This window comes from Paenibacillus sp. HWE-109 (genome assembly GCF_022163125.1).
Taxonomy (GTDB): Bacteria; Bacillota; Bacilli; order Paenibacillales; family NBRC-103111; genus Paenibacillus_E.
Window position 1 is genome coordinate 127,471 of the sequence record NZ_CP091881.1, and the last position, 18,854, is coordinate 146,324.

Consider the following 18,854-nt stretch of genomic DNA (forward strand, 5'->3'; position numbering starts at 1 on the left):
TTTCGTTTCGGATCCATATTTTATTCTTTGCACAACGCGTGCGAATCCTGGGCGCGCGTTGTAGCCGACGCATGGCTGCGGTCAAACTCCAAGCCAAAGAGCTGAAAGCGGCAGAAAAACGCAGCGGCAACCAGACGAACTTCCTTGCACCAATCCGTGGTATTATTTATGATTCGATGAAATCACCTCTGGCCTATACCATTCATTTGCAGTCATTGTTTTTCAGGGGCGAGCCGGGACAACAGAATGAAGATGAGATTATTGCGCTGGCAATCAGAGAGGACATCAATTAATGAGAATCATGTTATTTAGTTTATGGATATGTTGTTGTTTGCTTCTCAGTTCCTGCGAATCGATGTTTAGCAATATTCGCAATAAACCACTGCCTACTTCTACAGCTTATGTTGAAAACACGGATATTGCCATTCCCGCTAAATATCATACTTACCGCTGGGGAGCAGAAACGGATTATGGCGATTCGGCAGCCATTGATGTTGATGTTGAACCTGTCGTCATACCGCCTAATTCAAAAATCGTCATTTCGTTTGATAGAAGTCCTAAAAAAATAGGCAGAATTCATGAAGTTCTTAGTGAAAAAGAATCAGTTGCACTGGACAATTCAAAAAATGAAATTGTTGTTCCATATTCCGAAGGAATTCATACGTACTCATATTTCGCTGAATGGTCTGAAGGACATGTTGTATTTGTTATTAAAGTGGAAGTGAAGTGATTGCTGTCGTTATAAAACAATCATGGCTTTCACCATCGTTACACCGACATGATCTATGAGAAAACCAATATTTATGAATAAAATGTTGGCACTTGGTAACAGCTTCGCTGGATTTGAGCCTGAAAATACAACAAAAAAGCAAGTCACCTTTTTCCTAGTGATTTGCTTTTTTTTGTACAATTGATTTGTTTAAGATGGCTACCAGTCGGTTAGCTTCTTCCTCTGGCGGGTGCGTGGATTGAAAGTTTATGGGATAGATCTTTAATAATGGATCACTTCGCACCCTGTGTGGAACAAGCAAGTTGTGACTGCTCAAAATGCATTGGTCGATGGAACGTAACGTCGCTCACGGAAGTTTTCATCATTCGACTCACTCGTCCATTTGCTTTCATGCAAAAATCGGACTCTCACCGCTGCTTATTAAAGCAATATCCAAGGGGAGGCACCAATCGTCAGCCATAAGCATATCCTAAAGAAAGGGGAATGACCTTCGTCTACCCCGAAAGTTGCCTCAGGCAAACATTTGTGCATGAAGGAAAGGTGGTGCAGTCCTATGAAAAAGACGCGGCTCTCGGCTTCATTGAAACGACTACTCATTTCCATCATTTTTCTATAGAATTCGCCTGTTCCCGTGCTTTCATCGTATTTCCAGTATGACTGGCTGATATGGTATACTAATGTATCGGTTGTCGTTAGAGAAAGATTGATGAATGGTACGGAGGAGTGAGTTTCACCATGTGCGGTATTACAGGTGTCATGTATTTTGAAGATAGAGAACCAACGGTAGCTATGCTGCAGCAGATGACAGATGTGATTGTGCATCGCGGACCGAATGATTCCGGGTTTTGGACGGATAATCGGATTGGCCTCGGCTTTCGCCGGTTGTCAGTCATTGACTTGAAAGAAGGGCATCAACCCTTGGCTAATGAGGATGATTCCGTTTGGATCATTTTTAACGGGGAGATTTATAATTATAAAGCTTTACGCAGTATGCTGCAGGAGCGTGGTCATCAATTCCGCACGCAAAGTGATACGGAGGTCATTGTTCACCTCTATGAGGAGTATGGAGAGGAATGCGTCAAGCACATGCGCGGCATGTTCGGTTTCGTGATTTGGGACAAGAAAAAGAAGCAGCTGTTCGGAGCGAGAGACCACTTCGGCATTAAGCCGTTTTACTATCATGTCAATGATCGTCAGTTCTTGTTTGGCTCAGAAATTAAGAGCTTGCTGGCTGCGGACGGCATGAATCGGTTGATCCATACGGACAGCTTGCTGAACTACTTGACCTTTCAATACGTGCCAGAGCCTAACACGATGTTTCATGGCATACACAAGCTGCCTCCTGGGCATTCCGTGAAGATCACGTTTGACGGTGAGATGACCCTACATAAATATTGGGACCCAATGTTTGAGCCGGAGGATCGCCCGTTTGATTATTATGTGGAACAAATTCGTGAAACATTGAAAGATTCGGTCAAGCTCCACATGGTCAGTGATGTGGATCGTGGTTGTTTCTTGTCGAGCGGGATCGACTCGACAGCGATTGCTACACATATGCGGAATATTGAACCGATCCGCACATTCTCGGTTGGCTTCGAAGGCGCCAACAACGAAACGCCGATTGCCGCGCAAACCGCAGCGACGCTCGGCACGGAGCACTACGACAAAATCATCACGAAGGATGATTTCTTCAACACGATGCCGAAGGCGATCTGGCATCAGGATGAGCCTGTCGCCGATCCTTCGGCAATCGCCCTGTATCACGTGGCGCAGCTCGCGCGCGAACACGTGACCGTGGTCTTGTCCGGCGAAGGCGCGGACGAGCTGTTCGGCGGCTACCGCATTTACCGCGAGCCGCAGTCGCTGCGGCCGATCGATCAGCTGCCGCAATCGGTGAAGCGCATGCTGAACCGCTTCGCGCGCATGCTGCCGAACAGCGTGAAGGGCCGCAACTACGTCCTGCGCGGTACCACGCCGCTCGAAGAGAGATTCCTCGGCAACGCGAAGATTTTCTCCGAGGATATGAAAGCCGAAGTGCTCCGCCTCGACAGTGAAATGCTGCGTGCCTATAAGAATCCGGTGCAGATTGCCGGCGATTATTATAATAAAACGAAACATCTGGATCCGGTTAGCCGGATGCAGTACATCGATATGAATTTATGGATGCCTGGCGATATCTTGATGAAAGCCGATAAGATGACAATGGCGCATTCCCTGGAATTGCGTGTTCCGTTCCTGGACAAAGAGCTGTTCGAAGTGGCTCGGCGTATTCCGGCGAAATACCGGATTGCGAATGGCACGACGAAGTACATTTTCCGTAAGGCGATGGAAGGCATTATTCCGGATCCGATCCTGAATCGTCCTAAGCTAGGCTTCCCGGTACCTTTGCGCGATTGGGTGAAAGGTTCGATGGGTAATGTGCTGCTCGAGCAAATCAAATCCAGCGGTATCGAAGATTATATCAATATGGAAGCTGTGGAACGCATGCTCCATAAGCATAAGAATGGGCAAGGCGACTACGCGCGCCGGATCTGGACTATCTATATTTTTGCCCTCTGGCATATGACATTCATGGAAGAACTGCCTAAGAAAGTGCTCACTGCTTACTAGGTTTACTACTGATGTAAAGACAGGGGATGGATGAACGTGGGAACTTACAAATTAATTGCTCTTGATATGGACGGCACACTGCTGAACGAGGATAAGAAAATCTCGGATGAAAATCGTGAAGCGATTCAACAGGCGACTGCTTTGGGTAAGACTGTAATTATGTCTACAGGCCGCGGGGCTATCAGCGCAATGCCCTATATTGAAGAGCTGGGGCTTAACACGCCTCTTGTCGTAGTCAATGGCAGCGAAGTATGGGAGTCACCGACGAAGCTGCATAAAAGGACCCTGCTGGCCACAGAAACAGTGCGCAATTTGCATACACTGGCTCAAGAACACGACTGCTGGTGGTGGGCTTATTCTGTGGATCAAGGCGTCTTTAATCGCGAAAGCGAGCAATTGGACATTGAGGGACAAGCTTGGTTAAAGTTCGGATTCTATACGGAAAATCCAGAGAAATTGCAGCGAATTCGCGGTATCGTCGAAAACTGGGGAATTCTTGAGATTACGAACTCGCATCCAAGCAATATTGAGTTAAATCCACGCGGCATTAGCAAGGCAAGCGGTGTTGAGATGGTGTGTCAGCTGCTCGGCATTCAAATGTCCGAAGTTATTGCGATGGGCGATAGCGAGAATGACATCACGATGATTCGTGAGGCAGGTCTCGGCGTCGCCATGGGGAATGCCCAGGACGAAGTAAAGCGCATCGCGGATGTAACAACGGTGACGAACGAGGAACATGCGGTTGCGAAGGTCATTCGTACGTATATGCTGCAAGATTAAATGGCCTATTCAAATGCCTCAAAGAATGAATGGAGGTCCTGACCTTGATCGCTTTAGGCTGGAGTTTAGTTATTATTTTATTTGTTGTCGGGATGATTGGCGCGGTTTATCCGGTTCTACCTGGCGTCTTAGCCATCTATGGGGCATTCTTTCTCTATGGCTGGTTGATTAGCTTTGAGCCTTTCACTGTTTTGTTCTGGATTATTCAGACCATTATTGTTGTGATCATTTTGGTGGCGGATTACGCGGTAAGCGCGCTTGGCGTCAAAAAATTTGGCGGTTCGAAGGCTGCGATTATCGGTAGTACGATCGGACTGATCGTTGGGCCTTTTGTGATCCCGGGATTCGGTTTGATCATTGGCCCTTTCATCGGGGCAGTCATTGGCGAGATCATCATCGGGACCAATTGGAAAAAGGCGGTCAGCGCCGGCGTCGGCTCTGTCGTCGGTTTCTTCGCCAGCAGTGTGGTGAAAATTGTCCTGCAATTGGCTATGATTATTGTTTTCTTGATTTGGGTTTTTTGATGACAGAATGAGAGAGAGAAGGAACGGATTTGACGAAGGAAACCAAAGATTCTCTTGTGAAAGGGACGCTCATTCTCACCGTGGCCGCGCTAGTAGCGCGGTTTCTCGGCGTTTTTCAGCGGATTCCGCTGGTGCACCTGCTGCATGAGGGGGGCATGGGCAGTTATTCCATTGCTTTCAATTTATACTCCATCCTGCTTGTTGTCGCTACAGCTGGTATTCCAAGCGCACTAAGTAAGATGGTGTCGGAGAAGTATGCCATTGGCAGGCCTGCGGAAGCAGAACGGATCTACCGCGCAGCCATTTGGTTTGCGATCGCAGCAGGTGTTCTGATGACGGTTGTGCTATATTTCTTTGCTCCTATTTATGCGGAACGAATTTCGCATGGAGGTCCTGATGCTACACTAGCTACCCGCGCGATAGCGCCGGCGATGCTGTTCTTCCCGCTTATAGCTATCATGCGAGGATATTTCCAAGGCAGACAGAACATGATGCCTAACGGGGTGTCCCAGGTTGTGGAACAAGTATTCAGGTTGGTTACATCCATTGGACTTGCATTCCTATTATTAAATATCAGTTTAGGCTGGGGAGTTGCGGGCGCTTCTTTCGGCGGTGTGATGGGTGGTATAGCAGCCCTTGCCGTCATGCTGTATTATGCGTGGAAAATGAAGCGCAGAGATGCGCAGTCGCTGAAAGGCGGCGCTACTCAAGCTGTGGTTAACCAAACGGCGGCAGCGGGGAGCATCGCCTCCCAACAAGCTCCGGCGAGATATCGGGATATTTACCGCAGCTTACTTAAGCTCTCGATTCCAATTGTTATTTTCTCGGTAACGGTGACACTGGTCTATGCCATTGACACATCGATTATTATCCCCCTCTTAGAGGGGACAATTGGCCGCAGCGAGGCGCTTGGCTTGGTTGGTATTATTGGTGGGCGGGCCCAGTCGTTGGCAGGTATCCCGATCATTTTGGCGATAGCCTTGAGTCAATCGGTTGTACCTATCATCTCAGCGGCGTATTCTCGCAAAGATTTGAAGCAAGTTGGCCACCAGACCACGAGGGTGCTGCAACTGTCCATTTTATCTGGATTGCCTGCTGTGCTAGTGATTGCAATTGCTGCTCGCCCACTGGACTTTTTCATGTTCGGACATGAGGATACGGCATATGGCATGAGTCATGGACCCTACATGATCTCTCTGCTCACCTTGGGCGCAATGTTTCAAATTGTGATGCAAACTTCAGGCGCCGTCCTGATGGGGATGGGCCGAATGAAGCCGCTAATGCTTCATGTTGGCGCGGGTATTGCGGTTAAGCTTGCTGGAAGTTTCTTGCTTGCTCCATGGCTTGGTATCTATGGAATCATCATTTCGACAGGACTTTGCTTTATAGCGATGTCTTGGCTCAACTTGCGAACTTTACGCAAGGAAGTCAAGTTTACGATTCTAGGTCGACGATTCATCGGCCTGTTCGTCACCATTCTGGTTATGGTTATTCTTGGCTATGCGGCAGAATGGCTCACACATACCTATATTCAGCCAACAAGCTGGTACCGTCTGAACGAAGGGATTAATGCTATTCTCGTCTGTGGCTTCACTGCTGCTTTGTATCCCGTTTTGTTGATGGCAACTCGTGTTGTTACGAAGGACGACGTGAAGAACTTCCCTGCACCTGTTCAGAAGCTTATCTCTAAGGCTGGCAAGGTTTTGAAACGCTCCTAAACGCTCCTAAACAATCTTAAGCGCACATAACTTTGTCTTACAACTACAGCAGTTCCTTAGCACATATAGCCAGTTCCAATTTATTAAGTCCGTCAAATATTTCGTTCGTCATATCAAATGGTACCGGAACAGGAATCGCCGTCATATGGGATAGCGGCTTCGACACATCCGTGAACCAGTCGCCAGGCTCTACTGGCGCCACGAGCCTATCTGGCCACGCTTGAGCAAGTGGCGGACTATACAGCGGTACGGCATTTGCTTTCCACGCTGAACCATCCAACCTCCTCTGATACTTCGTATCAGGGGAGGTTTTTGCTATGGGGGAGTAGTGCTTAGGCCAATAGTCGGCACGTGATCCTGTATGAGGTGTAGAGGAAGCGAACCTGACTACGCCTTGAAGGACTTCGGGCACACCGTAGATAATGGCGTATAAGCTTTTCCCAAACTCAATGCGCTCTGAGAGATGTGCAAAATGCTCCAGAATCAGACCAGCAAAATGCCAGGGATTTCCCGGTTCATTAGCTGACCGCAGCTTAAAAGGAAAGGCGACTTGGTTCAGTTGCAGAAAGGCTTGGCTTTTGAAAAGCAGCTGATCTAGTACCGTTTTCTGATAAAGCTCATTCTGAACGATTCGATGTTCGATGAAATTTTGCTCGTTAACTATGAGCGAAATGGTGAGAACGGCAGCATCATGGCTGCGCCAAAATTCCTCCCAAACCGGCAGCATCCATGAGGAAACTCCCAGCGCAGTGAGAAGATGGAACAAAGGCTTGTTTTTTTTTTTGCTTTCTTGATACAGAAGCAGTTGCGGGTAAGCATCATGGAAAATTAAGCTGTTGGCTCGTTCCAAGAAAGCAAACAAACTGTCAGCAAGCTTAGCAGGGAGCAAGCGCGGCAGCATATCCCCTTGCAAATCCGTCATGCACCAACCGCCATTGCGGGAAACCATGTGAGCAAGGAGTGCCCAGTGGAGCTCCGGATTCTCCGCATATATGTGCCAATAGGCTTCGGTTCGCGTCACATTATTTCTGTTTTTTTGTTCCGTAATCGTCCGTATCTGCTGGAGGAGCTGACTTTCTTCCTCGGCAGCCTGGCTGCTTACTACACCACCTTGTGTGAGTTCAAGCTGCTTCGTCCATTCAGAGTCCAGTCGCTGAACGGTGTCTTTGGATACCGGTACAGGCTGGAAAAGCGAAGTTTTTTCTTTCATGTGCTGCTCGATGAAGCCTCTAAGCTGAGAAGGAAATTGCCTTATTTTTGCCCAAAGTGCTGTATCCTTCCACTTCCTCTGTTTTGTCGTTCCTCCCACTGTTTCACCTCCCGAATCTCTCTTTCAGCCCGTTGTCTCTCTATATGTTTCACCCAAGTTGCTGCTGCTATGTGCAGGTTTGCAAGAGATCGCTTGACACATTTGCTGTATTACGTGTATAGTACACTTCGAGGTGTATTAATCGAGTAATACACTATCGAAGAGAGACTGGGCGCAAGCAAGGAGATGGATAGATGAACCTTTCATTTAACAACCGCGATCCGGTGTATCTGCAGGTGGTCAGATATTTCAAAGAAGAGATCGCAACAGGGAAGCTTGCTGCAGGCAAGGAAATTCCTTCGAGACGTGAATTGGCAGGGATGTTTCAGATCAACCCCAATACCGCGCAGAAAGCTTACAAAGAGATGGAGGAACAAAAATTGATTACAACCGAAGGTAATTCTCCCAGCCGAATTACGACTGATGCACATATCTTGAACTCGATTCGCGAGGAGCTAATCAGAGAGGCTGTGGAGGTCTTCGTGCAATCGATCCGTAAAATGGAGCTGCCAACCGATGAACTTTTGCGCTTTGTCAAAGAGAAGTACGAATCTGAGCGCACAGGGAGGGATACCGAGTGATTGAAGTAGATCGAATAGGAAAGACTTACGGACGTAAGAGAGTGCTTGATGAAGTTTCCTTCACGGCAGAGAAAGGGCAAATTACTTGCCTGATCGGGATTAACGGCGTCGGAAAATCGACGATTATGAAAGCTATTATGGGGCTGACACCGATTCAAAGCGGTCAAATGCGGATTGACGGTAGGCCTGTGGACAAACATACCTACGAGAAGGTTGTTTTCATACCGGACACGTTAACGATGCCTCCCCAATTGAAAATTGAAGAAGCTATGCAATTTATGCAGGATTTCTACACGACTTGGAATCAACAAAGGGCAGAGGAACTGCTAACGTTTTTCAAATTGAAAGCTGACGAGCGAATTGGCAGTTTGTCCAAAGGAAATTCAGCGAAAGCCAATTTGCTGCTCGGACTCTCGCTCGATGCGGATTATCTGCTCATGGACGAACCGTTTTCCGGTATCGATATGTTTAGCCGGGAACTGATTGCCAGCGTTTTTACCAGTCATCTGATTGAGGATCGCGGTGTTCTGATCACGACACATGAAATCCATGATATCGAACATTTGATTGATCAGGTCGTTCTGCTCGATGAGGGCCGCGTCATGAAGCAGTTTGACACAGAGGATATGCGCTTGACAGAAGGTAAATCCGTTGTGGATGTCATGAGAGAGGTGTATAGTCGATGAGCCGCTACAGGAAACTGCTGAACTGGGAAATCTTACGTTTCAGCAAAATTTATGGTGTTCTAGCGTTAATCACGCTGGTTGCCCAATTTGTCGGGATATGGTCGAATGCGAATTCCTATATGAACAATGCGCAAGAAATTATGCGGCTCCGATCCTTATCGGTGGCACAGTATGTGGCACAGTTTGGTCCTGCCAAAATGGTCGGCAACTTCCAATCCCTCTGGTTCGAAGGCTCAATTGCGGTGTCCGCCGTTACCCTTCTGCTGTATATCTTTTGGATATGGTACAAAGAGTGGCTTGGCAAAAATACGTTTGCGTATAGGCTGCTTATGCTCCCTACATCCAGAATGAATGTCTATTTGGCTAAATTGAGTGCCTTGATCTTATTCGTCTGGGGAATCGTTGCCCTGCAATTTATCCTGCTTCCGATGGAGCTTGCGCTGTTCAATCGCATGATTCCACTGGACTTGAGACAAGTCACATCGGTCGTTGATGTTATTAGAAATAATACGTTGTTGCATATGGTACTACCAACTTATTTCACGGAGTTTGTTCTGTACTACGGAGCTGGCTTGATGGGAGTTGCCGTGGTGTTTACGAGCATTTTGTTGGAACGCAGTTATCGCTGGAAAGGAATCGCGGCGGGTATTATTTACTCTGGAGCAACTGCTGTATTAATTTTATTGCCGTTTCTGCTTCCAAACAATTGGGTTGATGAACACTTGTATCCAAGCGAAGTTCTGCTGTTTCAAACCATTGTGGGTATCGGCATCACAATTCTTTCGTTATGGTTTAGTTCCTATTTATTACGCAAAAAAGTTACGGTTTAAAGGAGGTACAGCATGAAACGTTACTGGCTGCTTATTGTATTGATTGTTTTTTCTGTATGTTCTATGAGTTATTACTATGTGGCAGAAGCTCAATCGCCAAAGCCTGAGTATTATTTGAAAACGATCGCTGGTCAGGAAGAAAACGCGGCAAAAGTCGTTGTTCAAGGCAGTTATGAAGTTGAAGCGATTTCGGTTACAACGCAAGGTAGTTATTACCCCAGTGATCATCAAACGTATTGGAAACAGTTGGATTCCAGTGATTATTTCTTGGATGACTTGGCTGGCCTGCGGGAGCAGCATCGTTCTTTCATGCGAGGGAAGCGGGATGTGAATGCCTTTTTTGAGGATGAAAAGGTCATTGGTTATGCTGGCTCAGAGTCACCGTTCGGCCTAGAGAAAGAGCAATCTGATATTCTGAATATTGCTCTATATGACAAAGGACAGAAAAAGCAAAGCGCGGATTTCAAAGTACAAATCAAGAAAAACAAAGATGAGTTCATAAGCGTTTCAGACGTTCAAGTGAAAGAGCGGACGATGAAGGTGGTTGTGGCTTACCAACCTAAGTTCCACAGTGAAACGGAGTTTGCAAGTACAGAGTATCATCTGTATACCATCGATCTCGACAAGCGAAGCATTGTGGCGCATGAGCGAATTGAGACAGGTGCCAAGCAGGATGCGAAGCTTAGAACGATTGTTTACAATGTGTGGGGAACTCAGCCGCTGAGCGCGAAAGGATATATCATTTTTGATCAAACGACCTATGCCTTGAAAGATGTCAAAGATCATAGGCCGGATACAAGCAATGACGAGCTGCTGAATCATGAGATATTTGCTTATGATATTTGGAAAGGTCAACTGACCAAAATTCAAAATGAGTCTATTCAGAAACTTTTGATGAAAAGCGGTGATGATTTAATCATCCGTCAGACGGGGGATAATGTGTACTTCAATCTGTTTTCAGAATCAGGTCCCTCAGAAGTCCTTAGCTACAGCATCTCCGATAATAAAGTGAATAGTGATGTGGTCCTGGAACTCCAGTCCTTGCAAAGTGAGTGGGGACGGACGGGGATATTCCAAATCGTCAATAACCGCTTGTATATGCTGATGTTCGGGAAGCAGAATCCTGCCATTGCGATTGTTGATTTGGCGACCAAGAAGACAATTTACCAAGGTGTAATTGAGCGTAAGGATATGGTGAAAGTGGACAAACTAGCGTTTTCTGACATAACTGTGAAAGAATAAAGAAAGAAGAGGCTGCCTCAAAGGTTAAAAAACCTTGTGAGCGGCCTCTGTTTTGTTTCGATAGCTTTATGCTTTCAACTGTTCTGGCTTGCTGTTGATATTCTGATAATAAGGCAAATCGCCTAGATTCATCATCTCAATATGTTTTTTGGTTTCTTGCGTCCCTAAGCGGTGAACTAGGAAATAAATATCCTTGAGTTGTTCATCGTAGGTGCGATTTTTCATGTCTTGATCTTTCTCAGGGAAAGCTTCATAAGGTGTACGTGCCCTGTTCATCAATTGTTTGTCTACAAGTTTGATATCCTGAAACTGTTCGTTCAACTGAAGCAGTTCGGCTTCATCAGCACGAATTTCAAACTCATAGTTGCTGCGGAGGGCTGTTTGGCTGGCGGGAACGACTTCTTGCCTGCCAACGCTAACCCAGTAGGTTGTTTTCGGCATGCTGCATCTCTCCTTCACCTTGATTTACTACTTATATACCCTGCTCGGGAATGGTAGAAACAACGGAGAGATTCATTGCTCTTGGTCGGGATCTGAAACGGGTTGTGCCGGACCAGGTTTGGGCAAGCGTCCTGTTCGATGAAGAGCTTCGCGCAGGACATATTCGATATGGCTGTTCACGCTGCGGAATTCATCCTCTGCCCAACGCTCCAAAGCCTCATAGAGCTTGGGATCGAGGCGGAGTGCGAAGTTTTTCTTAGGTGCCATAAAGCATCCCGTTAATACAACGAACCGGTATTAATGACCGGGCTCGCTGAGCGGTCAGATACAATTGCAACGAGCAAATTGTTAATCATAGCCGCTTTTCTTTCTTCGTCCAAATGGAGGCCTTCTGCTTCCAAGCGAGCAATAGCCATTTGAACCATGCCGACGGCACCATCGACAATGGTTTGGCGAGCAGACAAGATAGCAGACGCCTGTTGGCGCTGAAGCATAGCGCTGGCAATCTCTGTGGAATAAGCCAGATGTGTTAAGCGGGATTCAATAACCTCAACACCGGCAACAGATAGGCGATGCTGTAATTCAAGGCTGAGCTCAGCGGCTACTTCATCGGCATTGCCTCTTAGGGAGTAGCCTTCGCCATCGAAGCGGTCGTAGGGATATTTGCTGGCAACATGACGCAGTGCGGTTTCACTTTGAATTTCAACGAATTTCTCATAGCTGTCTACATCGAATAGAGCTTTGTATGTGTCGACGACTTTGAAAACAACGACAGCTGCAATTTCGATCGGATTTCCTTCAATATCATTTACTTTCAACTTGACGCTGTTAAAGTTACGCACGCGCAATGAAATCTTCTTGCGTGTAGAGAAGGGGATGATCAGCCAAAGTCCGCTCTTGCGAATCGTCCCCTTGTAACTGCCGAAGAAATTGATGACTGAGGCTTCGTTAGGCTGTACGGCGGTAATATTTGAAACGAAAATAATGCCTATCACGATTAAAATAACGCCGAATGCAAAGTATTCTTGCGTAAGAAGCAGAACACCGACTCCAGCACCAACAACAAATAATAATAATCCTAGAAATCCATTGATAGACCAAGCGCTTGTTTCTTTCATCGGGCAACAACCTCTCTCAATTCACATATTGTTTTGATATTTAAATGATATCACTTATTCCTTTAAATGTAAATATAGCTAGCGCATAAATAAGCACTGCCATGTTGGCTTGATCAAGGGAAACTGGCTGAAAAAGGAAAGCTATTTTGGAACACATTTATTAATAAAAGAGCTGAAGGTTTGAAAAAAATTCTAGATGAGGGGTACCGTCGAAAATTCTAGTATGATTAAGCAATCGGAATAATCATAAACAAAGGCTACCGGGTAAATTTGCTCGGGAGCCTTTGTTTATCTCTCGGGCAGAAGTTAGCTTCTTATGGAATAAATTGGCATGTCGTCGGTTTTACGTCATTTGGTTGGCGGGACCCCCGATGGCAAACAATTAAATACACCATGGGATCTAATTCGCAAAAGAATCAAAACATTTGGATATTAGCTACTCAGGAACTTTAGCTTGCTAGTCCGGTTTTATAGTACTAATCATTGGCGAGTCTATCGCGCTGATGGAAGAACGATAGTTGAGGAGCTGAAAACTTTTTCCATTTATTGGCGTACATACTGAGTACCCAATAATCATAAGGGGATGCCGCAGGCTTTAAGCGGATGATTGATAAAATTGTGAAACATACAAGCATGGCAAGGGAATGCCGACCATCGAGCGGGATACGTTCATCTTCATGACCTACTCTTCATCGTTGTTATATTTAATTCTGATGACATGATGAAGATGATGACAAGGAACTGAAAGAAAGTAATGGAGGTGCAGCAAACGATGCGAAAAAAATTGGTGTTAGTTTTATCAATTAGTTGTTATCTGTGTATGAGTGGCGAATGGAGGGCGAACGGTGTTTATGCGGAATCCACCATCTTAGAGCTTCCTCATCCAGGTGGGGATACGATCACTTTTCTGGAAGATACTTCTGTGTATGATGAAACATGGAAAGAGGTAGGACTGCTGGGCCCGCAGACGGTGAAAATTCTGGAGACGCGGGAGGTTCGATGGGGACATGGCGAAGGCTACAGAAGACCCATTTACTTAATCTCCACATGGCTTGGTGATCGATGGATCGCTCCTAACCGGGCTTTGCTGGGGAATCCGCAGCCGTTCGTGACGAAACTAGATCTCGGTCGGATTGAACCGCTCTATAACGATCCTCTGCTGTCAGAGCCAACAGGCGGGCAATTGGCTCCCCAAATCGTAACAACGAAAGCGAAATGGGATGAACATTATTTGATCGAAACGAAGTCCGGGGACAAATGGATTCGTCCTTCTTATCTTTTTTTAGAAGGGGTAAGGGAGGTTCAGGAGGAAGTGGAATTGTTGAATCTCACGCCACTGATGCGACATCCTTACGGTTTGGAAACAGGATCCAGTCTATCATCACAAACAGTAGAGGTCAAAGAAGTATGGCGCAATTGGCATCGAATCGATTCCTGGTTAGGACCTGTCTGGTTTAAGCTGTACGAGGCGAATGCGGTGGATGTGCGCCACATTTTGGAAGTCAACTTTGGTTATAGGCACATTGATGAAAAAGATCCTAAGCTGACACATATGACTGTAGGCGTAAAGCTTGGACCGAAGTGGCGTGAAGTGAAGGAAGCTATGAACGTCGATTTCAAGTTCAATTTATATAATGAAAAGGGAGAGCGAGTCGCTGCTTCCAGAACAGGTCGCGCTGAGCTAAACGGCGCTGAGTCGAAATCGTTGGATTTATTGGTGGATGGCAGCTTGGATCAAGGGTATGTTTACGCAACGGTACAGATTACTAGGATGAATGAGAAAAAGGACCCTGAACTTGATCCTTCTGCACCGATGGACATCGCCGATCCTGCACAGCCGAAATTCCGGATTGGAAAAGTAAGCGTGAGACAGGACGGAGAATTTAGCATCATCAAAGGGCAGTACGAGCTTGATGCAAAGGGAGCGAATCAAGTGAAAGGACGAATCACCTTCACGGATCAGAATGGTCAAGTGATTGGGACAGTGCCTCTTGATCTGATTACTGATGCTGCTAATCCTGGTAAAGGGACACCTTTTGCATTCGAATGTGTCATCTCCGGCGGTTTGAAGCACTACGTAAACGTTAAGCTCGAAGTCGATTCGATTGCTTCGCTGAAATAATAATTTGATAATGATTGATTGTCCATTACACACAAAATAGTTGAGATTATGGACACGATAGTTCATGATAACGAGTATATCAAGGATAATACACGCTACCTCATCGACAAAGAAGAAAATGGAGGAATAAATGAATATTGAACTTGAAAAGCTGATTTATGCTTTAAGCCAACGGTTCAAGACGAATATCATCTCCACCGACTTCCAAACTATGCCATTACAGGGCGGAACTGTGGGGAATGTGTGCCTGGTAACGGGGATAGCCGAAAACGTGGATGGCGAAAAATTGCCTTACCGTATAGTTCTAAAAATCCAGAACAAATGGGAGCGTTACGGCGATCCGGGTTCATGGCGTCGGGAATATGATCTCTATTCATCTGATTTGGGAGCGACTTTCTCGCAAGCCCTTCGCTGGCCGATATGTTATTACGCTGAGTTTAATGCCGAAGTTACTGAATACCATCTGTGGCTGGAATATATCGATGGCGTAACCGGTTTAGACCTGACCGGTGACATGTATGAAAAGGCCGCGCTGGAGTTAGGTCGCTTTCAAGGCAAGCTGTATGCAGAGCACCCCGCCGTGTTGCAGAGCCTGACCAACCTGAGTCATGCGGATCTAATGAAGAATACGTATTTGCATTACCGGTCATGGCCGGTCGTCTACGATTATATACGATCGGAGGACTGCGAATTGCCTCTGCACTTGCGGCAAATGCTCATCGACATTGATGAGCAAGCAGATGAGATATTCGCCCGTATTGAAAAATTACCCCTCGTGCTATGTCACCGGGACTTCTGGGTAACCAATCTTATCTATGCTGACGGGAATTTCGCGCTTATCGATTGGGATACCAGCGGATGGGGCTACCTGGGTGAGGATCTCGCAAGCCTGATCGCGGATGAACCGGATATTAATCACATGGTCGAACATTACCAGCGATGCATCCCTGCGTATTACAAAGGCTTTTCGGAGTATGCGGCTGTATCCCGAATCGCCGATCATTGTGTCTACGAGATAATCCTTCTCGTATTCGGGTACAGACTTGTGGAGGGGTATCTCCACACAGAGGCTGATGACGAGAAGACGAAGCATGTCCATACTCTCCAAAAAATCAATGAAATGAAGACCATACCCTTGTTGGTCACGTCTGGTAACATAGCCTAAACTAACGGGGAACGCTAGTTCAATACAGCAGATTAAAACCTCTTATTAGAAGAAAACCTAGATTTAATAGGACTAATGGGAGGTTTTATTATGAATATAGTCAATTGAGGAAACACTTCCATGCTGCCTCGAATAAACACGGAAAGCGAATAAGACTGTATAAGAGAGGAACAAGCCTGTGGGAGTAAACTCAGAAGGAAGACGGAAGTTAGAGTACAGCGGCCAGAGGTATTATTGGAATGTCCAAGAAGATGACGAAGATTATGGAAGAATTAATCTTAATATTGTTTCAGAAGATAAAAAATTAATTGTTTCATATCATGTAGCGCAGTCAGACCATGATAAGATACCACATATTGTAATACAGGGTAAGGAGTTTGGGGGCTTAGAAAATCATTATCGTCAAGGATGGGTTAGAGTACAAACTCCAATTTGGGATGATCGTATTATCACACCTAGGCTTGTTAGGACAATTATCGAATGGTGCCTACTTCCTAAAGACCAACTGATTTTTGTTGATTGGGAAGGTAATCTTATTTAACTGGTGCGTGGCAACACATTACGCGAACTTTAGCTTAATAAGCAACTTAGACGCGGCTGCCGACATGGATCGGCAGAATGTATGTACAAAAAGAAAAATAGGTGATCATTATTTTAGAGAGAATGTATGCAAGAAACTTTATGGATTCATTATTTTACCTATTTATATTTATTAGATCTGATCCAATGAATCCTGTACTTTATAATCTTTTACATAAGTATCAATACTGGTTACATAAAGATTTGGTAATTAATAATCGTTCAATTAATAAGTTAATAAATGAATTAAATTTAGTTGAAGACCACCAATATAAAGCAGCAATTATCTCTAAGCTTAAGAAGGTCAGAATATTTAACAGGACCAAAAATATTGAAAGGATTTATCAAAGCATTAGACCGATTAAGTACATATTAGAAAGTTTATTAAATGTAATTGATCGGAAAGAGACAGAAAAGATAAGGATTATGGCAAGTTCAGTACATAACTACCCATCGTTCATTTTAGGTAATTATTACTGTAATTCAATTGATTTCTGGAATGAGCACATTAGCTATTACAATAGAACTTTTCAAAGTGACTTTATGAACGAGTGGAAGCATTTATTTACAGAATATTATCCGAAGCACGAGAAATGAGTATTACTCCCTCTATCGGAACATGACAGTTCAATAAAACATAGTGTAGGCTGCTGGCATCAAGCAGCTGCCTCTTCCCCGCTAACGGGCAGTTTAGAGTCAAAGTGTATACTAATTATGGTATTATGATGGTAAATGGATGAAGATATGAAACGAGGTTACTCCCATGCAAAAAGAACGTAAAGTCTGTCTATATGGCTTGGAACAGCTTGCACTTATTATAAAATCAAAGTCGGGAGTTTTTTACTATAACCAAGTCGGTGGTTATTCTTGTTTACAACCTTCAGTAGAAGGAATACTTGCAATACTTGATGATGACACAAAACTACTTTTGAAGAACCTGTCTGATTATTGTTTTAATAAAACAAAGTTAACGATAGAAGATGCAAATTTTTTAGACGACTTACTTCGAACAAACAGAGCGGGGGAGTTTATGTCAATAGATAGAGAAAGACTGGACGACTCCATGGAAGCGTGGCTCAATGTGATTATTGATAATGAAACGATGGATAAAGCATTTCTTAATGGATTTGATGAAGATAAAGGAATATTGACTTGGAGTAACAGTGATTAGGTTGGAAAACATTGAACTGACGAGGAACTATAGTTCAATTATCAGGGAGCAATTTGCCTTGTGGCATCTGCTCCCTGGTTTTCTTTGAAGTAACGAGTAGGAATGAGCTGTTTGTGAACATCTTAAAGTCCTAGTTATTATATAAAGCGTTGACGAAAAGAAGTTGTATTCACCGTTCAGAATAAATACTATAATGATTTTACTTTATTTATAAATTAAGGGATGTGTGCTGATTGAGTAACATATTTATTAGCTCTGCAAGGTTACTATTAATAGTAACTCTTTTATTTATGGGGCCAGGAATTGTCAAAGTAAAAGCTTCAAATATTTCGGATAGCAATATTCGTGTTATCTTAGACGCAAATTTGATTCCATTTAGTGAGCCGCCATATATTGAAAACTCCACAACACTTGTACAATTCAGACCTATTTTTGAAAACTTGGGTCTTGAAGTCTCATGGAATGAGTTCACTCGCACTGTCAAAGGACGTAAGCAAGGCGTACAAATCGAATTACAGATTGATAACCCAGTAGCCAAAGTAAATGGTAATTCTATAACATTATCTGTGGCCCCTAAGTTAAAAGATGGTAATACATTTGTTCCACTTCGCTTCATATCGGAGTCTGTTGAATCAAAGGTTGAATGGAATGATGCAAGTCGAACAGTAGTTATCTACAGCAAGAATAATTATGCAAGTGCCGACGGCAAATTTCATTTTACCGCTTATGGTCTTTGGAGAAATATGGGGGGCCTAGATAAAATCAAATCTGAGGTCGATGAAAGAGTTCAAGATTTCGTTATGGTTGAAGATGTTGAGTATTTACAATTAGCTCTACGTTACTTTAATTACACCATGTTATTTATTTCAGCTGAGCCGGATATAGATAAGACTAAAGATATGGATCTGATTCAGTATTTGGATCGTGCCAAGAAAAAAGCAGCTATATCTAACGTTGATATCCTCGGAGAAAAACAAATCAAGCTGTTTGGATTTGACGCTCGACAGTTGACATACGTGAATAATAATGATTGGGACAAGCGTGTTGATACCCTCATCGTATTCAAGTCTGACTCCCAGTTTTATAGTATTAGGAATTCATCCTATGAAGTTACTTATAAGAGTTCAATTCTAGATTTCCACGAAATTCTAGAAAGTATGGATTTTCAAGAAAAGTAATCCTTATAAACTAAACGGAGAACTTTTAGCCTAATAATCAACTTAGACGCGGCTGCCGGCATGGATCGGC

Annotated in this window: 19 protein-coding genes; 15 read left to right on the top strand and 4 right to left on the bottom strand. The window is 44.6% G+C overall.

Annotated features, from left to right (window positions below; genetic code table 11):
* Window positions 1-71 precede the first annotated feature (71 nt).
* The 6 genes from LOZ80_RS00620 (at window position 72) to LOZ80_RS00645 (ending at window position 6,362) form a co-directional block, all read left to right on the top strand.
* Window positions 72-293, top strand: coding sequence for a hypothetical protein (locus LOZ80_RS00620; RefSeq protein WP_238169625.1), 222 nt, complete (start codon window positions 72-74; stop codon window positions 291-293).
* On the top strand, window positions 293-730 hold the full coding sequence (locus LOZ80_RS00625; RefSeq protein WP_238169626.1) for a hypothetical protein: 438 nt from the start codon (window positions 293-295) through the stop codon (window positions 728-730). The genes LOZ80_RS00620 and LOZ80_RS00625 overlap by 1 nt, the downstream gene beginning before the upstream one ends.
* Before the next feature lie 735 nt (window positions 731-1,465).
* Window positions 1,466-3,340, top strand: a complete 1,875-nt coding sequence (gene asnB, locus LOZ80_RS00630; protein WP_238169627.1) for an asparagine synthase (glutamine-hydrolyzing) — start codon at window positions 1,466-1,468, stop codon at window positions 3,338-3,340.
* 36 nt (window positions 3,341-3,376) lie between these two features.
* On the top strand, window positions 3,377-4,120 hold the full coding sequence (locus LOZ80_RS00635) for a Cof-type HAD-IIB family hydrolase (protein WP_189011478.1): 744 nt from the start codon (window positions 3,377-3,379) through the stop codon (window positions 4,118-4,120).
* 44 nt (window positions 4,121-4,164) lie between these two features.
* Window positions 4,165-4,644, top strand: coding sequence for a DUF456 domain-containing protein (locus LOZ80_RS00640; protein WP_238169628.1), 480 nt, complete (start codon window positions 4,165-4,167; stop codon window positions 4,642-4,644).
* 29 nt (window positions 4,645-4,673) lie between these two features.
* Window positions 4,674-6,362, top strand: coding sequence for a putative polysaccharide biosynthesis protein (locus LOZ80_RS00645; RefSeq protein ID WP_238169629.1), 1,689 nt, complete (start codon window positions 4,674-4,676; stop codon window positions 6,360-6,362).
* Window positions 6,363-6,405: 43 nt separating this feature from the next.
* Here the strand turns inward: LOZ80_RS00645 and LOZ80_RS00650 are convergent, their stop codons facing one another.
* Window positions 6,406-7,671, bottom strand: a complete 1,266-nt coding sequence (locus LOZ80_RS00650; RefSeq protein WP_238169630.1) for a DUF2515 family protein — start codon at window positions 7,669-7,671, stop codon at window positions 6,406-6,408.
* A 194-nt stretch (window positions 7,672-7,865) separates the two neighbouring features.
* Between LOZ80_RS00650 and LOZ80_RS00655 the strand changes: the two genes are divergently transcribed.
* From LOZ80_RS00655 to LOZ80_RS00670, 4 genes are read left to right on the top strand one after another with little or no spacing between them, the layout of a single operon-like run.
* On the top strand, window positions 7,866-8,252 hold the full coding sequence (locus tag LOZ80_RS00655) for a GntR family transcriptional regulator (RefSeq protein ID WP_189011470.1): 387 nt from the start codon (window positions 7,866-7,868) through the stop codon (window positions 8,250-8,252).
* Window positions 8,249-8,938, top strand: a complete 690-nt coding sequence (locus LOZ80_RS00660; RefSeq protein WP_238169631.1) for an ABC transporter ATP-binding protein — start codon at window positions 8,249-8,251, stop codon at window positions 8,936-8,938. The genes LOZ80_RS00655 and LOZ80_RS00660 overlap by 4 nt, the downstream gene beginning before the upstream one ends.
* Window positions 8,935-9,768 (top strand): hypothetical protein, encoded by an 834-nt coding sequence (locus LOZ80_RS00665; RefSeq protein WP_238169632.1) that lies wholly within the window; start codon window positions 8,935-8,937, stop codon window positions 9,766-9,768. Before LOZ80_RS00660 ends, LOZ80_RS00665 begins: the two co-directional genes overlap by 4 nt.
* 12 nt (window positions 9,769-9,780) lie before the next feature.
* Window positions 9,781-11,010, top strand: a complete 1,230-nt coding sequence (locus LOZ80_RS00670) for a hypothetical protein (RefSeq protein WP_238169633.1) — start codon at window positions 9,781-9,783, stop codon at window positions 11,008-11,010.
* Between the two features lie 66 nt (window positions 11,011-11,076).
* On the opposite strand, the gene LOZ80_RS00675 is transcribed toward LOZ80_RS00670, so the two are convergent.
* The 3 genes from LOZ80_RS00675 to LOZ80_RS00685 all read right to left on the bottom strand — a co-directional run bounded on the left by LOZ80_RS00675 (window position 11,077) and on the right by LOZ80_RS00685 (window position 12,569).
* On the bottom strand, window positions 11,077-11,451 hold the full coding sequence (locus tag LOZ80_RS00675; RefSeq protein ID WP_238169634.1) for a hypothetical protein: 375 nt from the start codon (window positions 11,449-11,451) through the stop codon (window positions 11,077-11,079).
* 72 nt (window positions 11,452-11,523) lie between these two features.
* On the bottom strand, window positions 11,524-11,718 hold the full coding sequence (locus tag LOZ80_RS00680; protein WP_238169635.1) for a type II toxin-antitoxin system antitoxin: 195 nt from the start codon (window positions 11,716-11,718) through the stop codon (window positions 11,524-11,526).
* 11 nt (window positions 11,719-11,729) lie between these two features.
* The gene (locus tag LOZ80_RS00685) at window positions 11,730-12,569 is read right to left on the bottom strand and encodes an SPFH domain-containing protein (protein ID WP_238169636.1); all 840 of its coding nucleotides are present in this window, start codon (window positions 12,567-12,569) and stop codon (window positions 11,730-11,732) included.
* Between the two features lie 772 nt (window positions 12,570-13,341).
* Here LOZ80_RS00685 and LOZ80_RS00690 point away from each other — a divergent pair.
* From LOZ80_RS00690 to LOZ80_RS00710, 5 genes are all read left to right on the top strand, one after another.
* A complete protein-coding gene (locus LOZ80_RS00690) occupies window positions 13,342-14,691 on the top strand; it encodes a hypothetical protein (protein WP_238169637.1) in 1,350 nt (449 codons plus the stop codon).
* 130 nt (window positions 14,692-14,821) lie between these two features.
* Window positions 14,822-15,856, top strand: coding sequence for an aminoglycoside phosphotransferase family protein (locus tag LOZ80_RS00695; protein ID WP_238169638.1), 1,035 nt, complete (start codon window positions 14,822-14,824; stop codon window positions 15,854-15,856).
* A gap of 178 nt (window positions 15,857-16,034) precedes the next feature.
* The gene (locus LOZ80_RS00700) at window positions 16,035-16,397 is read left to right on the top strand and encodes a hypothetical protein (RefSeq protein WP_238169639.1); all 363 of its coding nucleotides are present in this window, start codon (window positions 16,035-16,037) and stop codon (window positions 16,395-16,397) included.
* Window positions 16,398-17,198: 801 nt separating this feature from the next.
* Entirely contained in the window at window positions 17,199-17,606 is a 408-nt protein-coding gene (locus LOZ80_RS00705; protein ID WP_238169640.1) for a DUF6210 family protein, read from the top strand.
* Between the two features lie 233 nt (window positions 17,607-17,839).
* The gene (locus LOZ80_RS00710) at window positions 17,840-18,784 is read left to right on the top strand and encodes a copper amine oxidase N-terminal domain-containing protein (RefSeq protein WP_238169641.1); all 945 of its coding nucleotides are present in this window, start codon (window positions 17,840-17,842) and stop codon (window positions 18,782-18,784) included.
* Window positions 18,785-18,854 lie beyond the last annotated feature (70 nt).